The organism is Pseudomonas sp. RP-B7, assembly GCF_059803535.1.
This window is the reverse complement of sequence record NZ_JAPFHC010000059.1, coordinates 1-8,532: the sequence shown is the minus strand read 5'-3', so window position 1 is coordinate 8,532 and position 8,532 is coordinate 1. Positions and strand designations below refer to the sequence as shown.

The window sequence follows — 8,532 nt, the reverse complement described above, 5'->3', positions numbered from 1 at the left end:
GGCCGGTACCTTCACTGCGACCGACGAAGAGACGCCGCGTGATGGCCTGACTATCTCCTTCACCGGCAACAGCAACGTCGACGGTTACTACAGCATCGTTGGCAACAACGTGGTCCTGACCCAGAAGGGCGCCGACTTCGTTAACGCTGGTAACCAACTGCCGAAGATCGACCTGACCGTCACCGACCCTGAAGGCCTGAACTCCAGCAACAACGCTCAGCCAGTGGTTAACCTGCACAACGACGTGCCGGTGATCGAAGTGGTCGCCAACACCCTGGAAGAGAACTCCGCCACTGCGGGCACCGTGGCCGGTACCTTCACCGCGACCGACGAAGAAACCCCACGTGATGGCCTGACCATCTCCTTCACCGGCAACAGCAACGCCGACGGCTACTACACCATCGTTGGCAACGACGTCGTCCTGACCCAAAAAGGCGCCGACTTCGTTAACGCTGGTAACCAACTGCCGAAGATCGACCTGACCGTCACCGACCCTCAGGGCGCGAACTCCACGGGTTCCGACCAACCGAGCGTCAACCTGCACAACGATGTACCGGTCATCGAAATTGCGGCCAGCACCATTGTTGAGGACACCGCCAGCGCCGGTACCGTCGCCGGTACCTTCACCGCAACCGACGAAGAAACCCCGCGTGATGGCCTGACCATCTCCTTCACCGGCAACAGCAATGTCGACGGCTACTACAGCATCGTAGGCAACAACGTCGTGCTGACCCAAAAAGGCGCGGACTTCGTTAACGCCGGCAACCAACTGCCAAAAATCGACCTGACCGTCACCGACCCAGAAGGCCTCCACTCCAACGGCACGGGCCAGCCGACGGTGACCCTGGTCGACGACACCCCAACCGCCATCGACAACCATATCGAAGGCAACGAAGACACCCCGATCGAACTGACCTGGTCGACTTTCGGTGTCCAGGATGAAGACTCCACCAGCCCAGGCGTGGTGTTCACCAGCCTGCCGGCCGGTTCCATCGAATACAAAGTCGACGGTGAGTGGGTCAAGCTCACCACCGCCGACCTGAAAAGCGACACCTCGTCGGGCAAGGTCTTCACCCAGGCTGATTTCGACGGCCACAACGTGCGCTACACCCCGGCAGAGAACGAGTCCGGCGACAACAGCTTCGGCGGTACCGGCGTGGGCAACAAGCAAGGTGACTACACCGAGCTGAAGTTCCAGGCCACCGACGGCAACTCCTACAGCGACACCAAAACCATCACCGTGGATATTCACCCGGTGACGGATGTGCCGATCTTGAACATCGGCCAGGTACCAACCGGCCTGACCATTCAAACCTGGACCGGCAGCAACCTGCCGGGCGCGTTGGGCACCAATGGTCAAGGCGTGACCGACTCCAACACCCTGATCAAGGTCATCAACGGCCAGACCGCTGACAGCGCCGCGTCCACTGGCGTGACCAGCAACGTGAGCAACGGCAATGTGGCCGAAGGCACCGCGACCAAAGTGTCCGGCCTGGTCTACCTGGAAGCCGGCAAGAGCTACACCTTCACGGGTACGGCCGACGACAGTCTGGCAATCACCGTGGGCGGCAAGCTGGTCGCTTCCGAGACCTGGAGCCAAGGCAGCGGGATCAACGGGTCGTCGTACACGCCGACCGAGTCGGGCTACTACACCCTCGACGTCTACCACTACAACCAGAACGGCCCGGGCAACTACGACGTCAACGTGTCGATCAACAACGGCCCGTCGACGTCGCTGGGCAACAGCGGCCTGCAGACCTACACCAGTGCAGCCGCGCTGGAAGCCGCCGGCATGGTGCTGGGCGACAGCCACGTGGTGAATGGCGAAGGCTATTACACCGGCAACGTCTACAACCACGGCCTGGAAGACACCGCGATCAAGCTCGCGCCGATCACCGCCACGTTTGTCGACAACGACGGTTCGGAATCCCACAAGGTGGAAATCAGCGGCTTGCCGGAAGGCACCGTGATCACCGACGGCACCACTGGCCACAGCATCATTTCGACCGGCGCAAACACGCTGTACGACGTGAGCACCTGGAACCTGAGCACCCTGACGGTTACACCGTTCAAGGACTCGACGGCCAGCTTCGACCTGACCGTGAAAGCCACGGCCAAAGAGCTGAGCACCGGCGTTGAAGAAGTCACCACCGGCAAAATCAGCGTTGTGGTCACTGCGGTCAACGACGCGCCAGTACTGGGCAACGATTCGACCAACGCGTTCGGCGACACCTACATCGAAGGCAAGCCAGGCGGCTATGTCGCGGCGCACCTGACCATCACCGACGTCGACAACAGCACCCTGCAAAGCGCCAAGGTCACGCTGGTCAACCACCTGGCCGACGACGTGCTGATCGCGGATGTCAGCAACACCAAAATCACCGTCAGCTACGACAAGACCACCGGCGTGCTGACCCTGTCCGGTGAAGCCACCAAGGCTGAATACCAGGAAGTCCTGCGCTCGGTGCACTTCGCCAGCGAAAGCGAAGACCCAAGCCCGGCCAACCGCAACCTGACCATCACCGTGAACGACGGCCAGGCGGATTCGGCACCGGCGACCTCCGTGATCTACGTGGTTCCGGTCAACGACGCGCCGGTGATCGGCTTCGACAGCAGCAAATTTGTCGAGCAAAAAGGCGCAGTGGCCCTGGTTGAAAACCTGAGCATCACCGACGTCGACAACAAGACCTTCAGCAAAGTGGTGGTCACCGTTGATCACCTGGTGTCCGGCGACCTGCTCAGCAGCGCCGACGTGCTCAAGGCCCTCGCGGTTGCAGGTATCACCATCACCGAAAGCGGCAGCGCCGCCGATGGCAAGATCGTCTACACCCTGACCAGCAGCTCGCCGGCTGGCAGCAGCGCCGCCGACTTCATCAAGCTGGTTGAAGCGATCACCTTCCAGGCCCCGGGCAACAACCCGGCCGGCACTGATCGCACTGTGTCCATCGCTGTCACCGATAACGGTGGCGGCAACCTCGACCGTGAGCCGCCAGAAACCAGCACCGCCACGGGCAAGGTCACCGTCGAGCTGTTCAACGACGCACCGACTGCAACCGCCACCTCGGCAGGCGCGGACGAAGACCACGCGGCCACGATCGTACTCAGCGGCGCCGATGTGGACGGTACCGTTGCCAACTTCGTCATTACCGCCTTGCCGGAAAACGGCAAGCTGTACAGCGACGCCAGCCTGACCACCGAACTGAAGGTCGGTGATTCGGTGCCTGCGGGCGCTGACGGCAAGGCGTCGGTCTACTTCTCCCCAACCGCCGACTGGAGTGGCAGCACCTCGCTGACCTTCACGGCGGTCGACAATGCCGGTAAAGCCAGCGATGTCACCACTGCTCCAGTGACCATCGCGCCGGTCACCGACACCCCGCACCTGGGCCTGCTCGGTGGCGGCGTTGTCAGCGCGATCAACTTCGACAGCGCGAACCTCAACGGTTCGTGGGGCACGGTTGCCGTTGGCGATGCCAACAACGCAGCCGGCACCGCACCGACCACCCAGTGGTTGACCGGCAACAGCGACGGCAAAGTCGAAATCGGCCAGAGCAGCATCTACGGCGTAGAGACCCCGGGCAACAGCCAGGTCATCGAGCTTGAGAAAAACGCTGGCGACGACTCCAGCCTGTACACCATCATCAAGGCTGAAAGCGGTACCGCGTACTCCATCTCGGTCGACTACTCGCCGCGTGCCGGCGCCGAGAACAACTCGGTCATCGATGTGTTCTGGGGCGGCGTCAAAGTCGGCACCCTGGACACCACCGTCGTTGGCATGAAGACCTACACCTTCGTGGTGCCGGTGACTGTCGACGGTGACGCCAAACTCGAATTCAAGGCCCCGGCCGGCCAAGCCAACAACTCCCTTGGCGGTGTGATGGACAACATCAGCGTGACCCAGGTGCTGAACACCGGCCTGGAAGACCACGCGATCAAGTTGTCCGCAATTGACGCCTACGCCACCGACAAGGATGGCTCCGAGACGCTCAAGCTGGAAATCAGCGGCATTCCGCAAGGCGCGACCATTTCCGATGGCGCGGGCCACACCTTTACCGCGTCAGCCGGCAACCAAAGCGTCGACATCAGCGACTGGAGCAAGGCCACACTGGTCTACAACCCGGTGCCAAACGCCTACGGTCTGGTGAACCTGACCGTGACCGCCACCGCGCAGGATGGTGATGCGGCGCCTAAGTCCGAGTCGATCACGCTGCCGATCAATGTGATTTCGGTCAACGACCTGCCGGTCATCGAAGTGGTCGCCAATGACTTGGTGGAAGGCCAGGTGGCGGAAGGCACCGTTGCCGGTACCTTCACCGTCAGCGATGTTGAAACCCCGGTTGCCCAGCTGAAAGTCACCTTCACTGGCGACAGCAACAAAGATGGCTACTACACCCTCGTTGGCAATGCCGTGGTACTGACCCTGGCGGGCGCGAACTTCGTCAACGCCGGTAACAAGCTGCCTGCGATTGACCTGACCGTGACCGATGCCGATAAAGGCAGCTCGCACGACGCGGCTACACCGGATGTGACGTTGGTCAACGACGTGCCGGTGATTGAAGTTGTTGCCAACACCCTGGAAGAGAACTCGGCTACTGCGGGTACCGTTGCTGGTACTTTCACTGCGACCGACGAAGAGACGCCGCGTGATGGTTTGACCATCTCCTTCACCGGTACCAGCAACGCCGATGGCTACTACGCTATCTCCGGCAATAACGTTGTGCTGACCCAGAAAGGCGCGGACTTCGTTAATGCTGGCAACCAACTGCCGAAGATTGATCTGACCGTTACCGATCCATCGGGCGCGCATTCGAATGGCGAAGGCCAGCCGACCGTTAACCTGCATAACGACGTGCCGGTAATCGAGGTTGCTCCTGCCACCATCGAAGAGAACTCGGCTACTGCGGGTACCGTTGCTGGTACTTTCACTGCGACCGACGAAGAGACTCCGCGTGATGGTTTGACTATCTCCTTCACGGGCAATAGCAACGTCGACGGCTACTACAGCATTGTTGGCAACAACGTGGTCCTGACCCAGAAGGGCGCGGACTTCGTTAACGCTGGCAACCAGCTGCCGAAGATCGACCTGACTGTTACCGATCCAGCGGGCGCTTCCTCGAATGGCGAAGGCCAACCGACTGTTAACTTGCATAACGATGTGCCGGTAATCGAGGTTGCTCCTGCCACCATCGAAGAGAACTCCGCCACTGCGGGCACCGTCGCCGGTACGTTCACTGCGACCGACGAAGAGACACCGCGTGATGGCCTGACCATCTCCTTCACTGGCAACAGCAACGTCGACGGCTACTACAGCATTGTTGGCAACAACGTGGTCCTGACCCAGAAGGGCGCGGACTTCGTTAACGCTGGCAACCAGTTGCCGAAGATTGATCTGACTGTTACCGATCCAGCGGGCGCTTCCTCGAATGGCGAAGGCCAACCGACCGTTAACCTGCACAACGATGTGCCGGTAATCGAGGTTGCTCCTGCCACCATCGAAGAGAACTCGGCTACTGCGGGTACCGTGGCCGGTACTTTCACTGCGACCGACGAAGAGACGCCGCGTGATGGTTTGACTATCTCCTTCACGGGCAATAGCAACGTCGACGGCTACTACAGCATTGTTGGCAACAACGTGGTCTTGACCCAGAAGGGCGCGGACTTCGTTAATGCTGGCAACCAACTGCCGAAGATTGATCTGACCGTTACCGATCCATCGGGCGCGCATTCGAATGGCGAAGGCCAGCCGACCGTCAATCTGCACAACGATGTGCCGGTAATCGAGGTTGCTCCTGCCACCATCGAAGAGAACTCGGCTACTGCGGGTACCGTTGCCGGTACTTTCACTGCGACCGACGAAGAGACGCCGCGTGATGGCCTGACCATCTCCTTCACGGGCAACAGCAACGTCGACGGCTACTACAGCATTGTTGGCAACAACGTGGTCTTGACCCAGAAGGGCGCGGATTTCGTTAACGCTGGCAACCAGTTGCCGAAGATTGATCTGACCGTTACCGATCCATCGGGCGCGCATTCGAATGGCGAAGGCCAGCCGACCGTTAACCTGCACAACGATGTGCCGGTAATCGAGGTTGCTCCTGCCACCATCGAAGAGAACTCGGCTACTGCGGGTACCGTTGCCGGTACTTTCACTGCGACCGACGAAGAGACGCCGCGTGATGGCCTGACCATCTCCTTCACGGGCAACAGCAACGTCGACGGCTACTACAGCATTGTTGGCAACAACGTGGTCCTGACCCAGAAGGGCGCGGACTTCGTTAACGCTGGCAACCAGCTGCCGAAGATCGACCTGACTGTTACCGATCCAGCGGGCGCTTCCTCGAATGGCGAAGGCCAACCGACTGTTAACCTGCACAACGATGTGCCGGTAATCGAGGTTGCTCCTGCCACCATCGAAGAAAACTCGGCTACTGCGGGCACCGTTGCCGGTACGTTCACCGCAACGGACGAAGAGACTCCGCGTGATGGTTTGACCATCTCTTTCACGGGCAACAGCAACGTTGACGGCTACTACAGCATTGTTGGCAACAACGTGGTCCTGACCCAGAAAGGTGCTGACTTCGTTAACGCTGGCAACCAGTTGCCGAAGATTGATCTGACCGTTACCGACCCAGCGGGTGCTTCCTCGAATGGCGAAGGCCAGCCGACCGTTAACCTGCATAACGACGTGCCGGTGATCGAAGTTGCTCCGGCCACCATTGAAGAGAACTCCGCCACTGCGGGCACCGTCGCCGGTACTTTCACTGCGACCGACGAAGAAACCCCACGTGATGGCCTGACCATCTCCTTCACTGGCACCAGCAACGCTGATGGCTACTACGCTATCTCCGGCAATAACGTCGTGCTGACCCAAAAAGGCGCGGACTTCGTTAACGCTGGCAACCAGCTGCCGAAGATCGACCTGACCGTCACCGACCCAGCGGGCGCTTCCTCGAATGGCGAAGGCCAACCGACCGTTAACCTGCACAACGATGTGCCGGTAATCGAGGTTGCTCCTGCCACCATCGAAGAGAACTCGGCTACTGCGGGCACCGTTGCCGGTACCTTCACCGCGACCGACGAAGAAACCCCACGTGATGGTTTGACTATCTCCTTCACCGGTACCAGCAACGCCGATGGCTACTACGCTATCTCCGGCAATAACGTTGTGCTGACCCAGAAAGGCGCGGACTTCGTTAACGCTGGCAACCAGCTGCCGAAGATCGATCTGACCGTCACCGACCCAGCGGGCGCTTCCTCGAATGGCGAAGGCCAGCCGACTGTTAACCTGCATAACGACGTGCCGGTGATCGAAGTTGCTCCGGCCACCATTGAAGAGAACTCCGCCACTGCGGGCACCGTCGCCGGTACGTTCACTGCGACCGACGAAGAAACCCCACGTGATGGCTTGACCATCTCCTTCACGGGCAACAGCAACGTCGACGGCTACTACAGCATTGTTGGCAACAACGTGGTCCTGACCCAGAAGGGCGCGGACTTCGTTAACGCTGGCAACCAGTTGCCGAAGATCGATCTGACCGTCACCGACCCAGCGGGCGCTTCCTCGAATGGCGAAGGCCAACCGACCGTTAACCTGCACAACGATGTGCCGGTAATCGAGGTTGCTCCTGCCACCATCGAAGAGAACTCGGCTACTGCGGGTACCGTTGCCGGTACTTTCACCGCAACGGACGAAGAGACTCCACGTGATGGCCTGATCATCTCCTTCACCGGCACCAGCAACGCTGATGGCTACTACGCTATCTCCGGCAACAACGTCGTGCTGACCCAAAAAGGCGCGGACTTCGTTAATGCTGGCAACCAGCTGCCGAAGATCGACCTGACCGTCACCGACCCAGCGGGTGCTTCCTCGAATGGCGAAGGCCAACCGACCGTTAACCTGCATAACGACGTGCCGGTGATCGAAGTTGCTCCGGCCACCATTGAAGAGAACTCCGCCACTGCGGGCACCGTCGCCGGTACGTTCACTGCGACCGACGAAGAGACGCCGCGTGATGGTTTGACCATCTCCTTCACGGGCACCAGCAACGTCGACGGCTACTACAGCATTGTTGGCAACAACGTGGTCCTGACCCAGAAAGGTGCTGACTTCGTTAACGCTGGCAACCAGCTGCCGAAGATTGACCTGACCGTTACCGATCCATCGGGCGCGCATTCGAATGGCGAAGGCCAGCCGACCGTTAACCTGCATAACGACGTGCCGGTGATCGAAGTTGCTCCGGCCACCATTGAAGAGAACTCCGCCACTGCGGGTACCGTTGCTGGTACTTTCACTGCGACCGACGAAGAGACACCGCGTGATGGCCTGACCATCTCCTTCACTGGCACCAGCAACGTCGACGGCTACTACAGCATTGTTGGCAACAACGTGGTCCTGACCCAGAAGGGCGCGGACTTCGTTAACGCTGGCAACCAGCTGCCGAAGATCGACCTGACTGTTACCGACCCAGCGGGCGCTTCCTCGAATGGCGAAGGCCAACCGACTGTTAACCTGCACAACGATGTGCCGGTAATCGA

1 protein-coding gene is annotated in these 8,532 nt (G+C 60.0%); it reads left to right on the top strand.

Going from position 1 to position 8,532, the window contains the following annotated elements; genetic code table 11:
* Nucleotides 1–8,532 (top strand): beta strand repeat-containing protein (locus OPU96_RS28605; RefSeq protein WP_498560172.1); only part of this gene is annotated, 8,532 nt, incomplete at both ends.